Below are 2,819 nucleotides of genomic sequence, written 5' to 3' on the forward strand. Positions count from 1 at the left end.
TAATTATTCGGCAAAAGTATGGATTTTATCTGAGAATCGTGCTTTTTAGAGCTAAAACTTTTATTATAAAGCCAATAAAGTAAAAAACATGTGTATTTGCGATACTTTCATAGAAATGCGAGAAAGCAAAACACTAAACAGAGAACTTTAACCTGCATAATTCATAGAGGCTTTTTATTACAACAAGTATCAATGCTTTCTGCGTATCCTTGATGATCGTTTGATTCCATTTTAATCTTTCGGCTTCTGCTTTTTGTTTTCAATCGTTTTTTTGTCAGATATTATCTCTTGATGTCATTTCCGGCTTACATTTTTTTGTTATAGGCTATGACTGTCAATCCGTTTGAATTGTTTCAAACGGTTCTGGAAGTCTGCAGAATATAAAGTGGTCGTGCTTTAAGCCGCTATTCGTTTTAACGCTTGCCGCATTTCATCCCGCTGTCGATGCTCTTTGCCGAAACTAATTCTGATGAAGCCCTTATTCTCTTTAATCAATACAGCACTCAGCATAATGCGCTGAATAAAACTTTCAACCGTAAAATCCTCGACCGGAGTGTTTCTAAATTCATTATGCTTTATCTTGTGTATCAGCATATAAGCCGCTGCATAAACAAATAGCCTGAACTGGTTGGCCTTGAACTTTTTGCATGACATACGATCTGCCCGCAGGCATTTGAGGTCTTTTATCCAAAGTTCCATCAGTCCACGCCCGCAATAACGCCGATAGACGGTTTCGGGCCGGTTGTTACGGTTGGATGTGACTACGAAACGTATGTTCGTCCCCTGTGCATTGACTTCGATTTTGGCCACCACGCGCTGCTCGTATTTCCAGGATTTGGCTTTGTAGTAGAAATCAAAGTAACGGCGTACACCTCTATCCGTTTTCTTGAAATCATTTTCAGCGCGCCTTTTCTGCTTTTCGATCTTATCCAGAAGGGTACGGTTACCGGACAAGTCGGTCGTGAAACCTATGTAACAGTATTTGGCATCTTTTATCCAATCCATAAACTCATGGCTGCAGAAGTGGCTGTCACCGCGCAACTCGATGATGGTGCGGGCATATAGCAGTACTCCTGATAATAGTCATTGAAAAGGGTTAGCTGCTGCGTACCGTAAGTATTGGCATTGGTGTCATCAACATCGAGAATGATGCGCTTGGGGACTTTGTCGAACGACCGGACAAACTCTTGAACGAACAACTTCCCAATCTTGTATAAGGTACGAATCCCGACGTTGTTTTCCAGCCGAGTCATTGTAGGCTGTGAACACAGGTCATTGTCAGACGGAAGCTGTCCGGCCATCATTTTCAGGGTGCTGTCGTGACGTGGCGCATCACAGTCATTGGCGTCCTCATAGCCACACGCGATCTGGCCGACACGCTGGCGAACCATGTCACGAATGGTATGTTGGATGAAGAAGGGGTTCCTGCAATCAGGGAGGCAATCTGACATCCTGTCTATAAATGCGCAATTATTGGCACTCGCAAAGAGTAATCCGCCATGGGAGGAAAGGTCGGGAGCATCGAAATCAACCTTGATTTTCTTGCCGCTTATCCTCTTTGAAAAGGAAATAAACTGTTCGTCTTGCAAATCTGAGAATAATGTGCTATTTTTGTCCATGAGGAAGTGATTTAGTTATTTGATTTTTAGCACAATAAAATTACTAAATATTGTCGACAAGACAAAATACTTCCTCTTTTTTTTTACGACTATGAATTATTCAGGTTAAATTCATAATTAAGGTTGCTGTTCATTTGTAACAACATAATCTTTGAAACATGGTTCGATGTATGAAAGGGTAATTAACTATAATTTAATGATTGCTCAAGCTCAAGGGTTTCAATAAAAAGTTGGTTCGAGTAACTCTCACTACCCTCACTTTTAAAATAGCTTATTGATAATTAGAATATTAAGTGTGAGTGAGAGTAAGAATCCAGCGTGAGAGTAAACCGCTTACTCTCACGCCTGATTTTTACATTTTTACATCATAACTTCTTCTGTTATACCGTAATACCCCACGTTTGGCACATATATCGGTTGGTTCTGTAATCCGATGTTTTTTAGCTTTCCTTCCCCGCGTAAACGGCGGATATGCCCCATTGCGGTCGTTTTCATCATGCCACATACCCTTTGGAAGTCACTTCTTGTCATCATGTGGTGCTGGCTGAAGTAGATGGTCAGTCGGCGGTCAATTTCTTCATCCGATAATTTGTTGGAGTGTCCGTTGTGTTTTATATTCTTCAGTTTCACATTTCCTATTTCACTTCTCAGTTCCTGATCCGCCCGGAATTTGATGCCTTTCAGCCTTACTTTCGTGTTCTTCCGTTTTGTATCTTCTTTTATTTCTTCCGTGCAGGTCAGGGTGGGGTGGAAGTAACCGATACCATCCAGATGTACTTGCCTGCCTTCTGCCAGTTCTTCACCCATTGCATGAGACAGGGCGTCGAGCACGGCGGACACATCGGTTTCCGTCAGTGAACAACGTGCCTGGATTTTGCGTCGCAACCGGTCGGTTCCTGTTTTTCCGTTCAGGGTGATGCGCGCGTGAAGCTTTGTTTCTTCTTGTGGCTGGTTGGGAGCCACCGGGTTTTCGTACCATTCAAATAAGATTGCCATACTTGCTTGTTTTAATTATGAGGTATTAATTTGTTTTACATTAGGGACTATTCTGTTTCTTCCTAAGGAACATCCCGTTTACCCTTAGGAATGATTGGGTGTCAACCTTGGTCAACCACCCTGTCAACCTTGGTTGAGCGACCTGTCGACCTGCGTTGATCGCCCTGTCAACCAAGGTTGACACCCTGTAAAGCTTACCACAAA

At 42.4% G+C, this 2,819-nt stretch carries 1 protein-coding gene and 1 pseudogene; both read right to left on the reverse strand.

Translation table 11 applies throughout. From position 1 onward, the window contains the following. Window positions 1-396: 396 nt before the first annotated feature. Window positions 397-1,619: pseudogene (locus BN161_RS25810) on the reverse strand (transposase). Between the two features lie 360 nt (window positions 1,620-1,979). Beyond that, the gene (locus BN161_RS25815) at window positions 1,980-2,615 is read right to left on the reverse strand and encodes an HU family DNA-binding protein (RefSeq protein WP_044271784.1); all 636 of its coding nucleotides are present in this window, start codon (window positions 2,613-2,615) and stop codon (window positions 1,980-1,982) included. Window positions 2,616-2,819: the final 204 nt, after the last annotated feature.

This window comes from Bacteroides timonensis (genome assembly GCF_000513195.1).
GTDB lineage: Bacteria > Bacteroidota > Bacteroidia > Bacteroidales > Bacteroidaceae > Bacteroides > Bacteroides timonensis.

Excerpts from the sequence above, each read along its gene's own strand:
- BN161_RS25815 (WP_044271784.1), bottom strand. The coding sequence starts at position 2,615 with ATGGCAATCTTATTTGAATGGTACGAAAACCCGGTGGCTCCCAACCAG.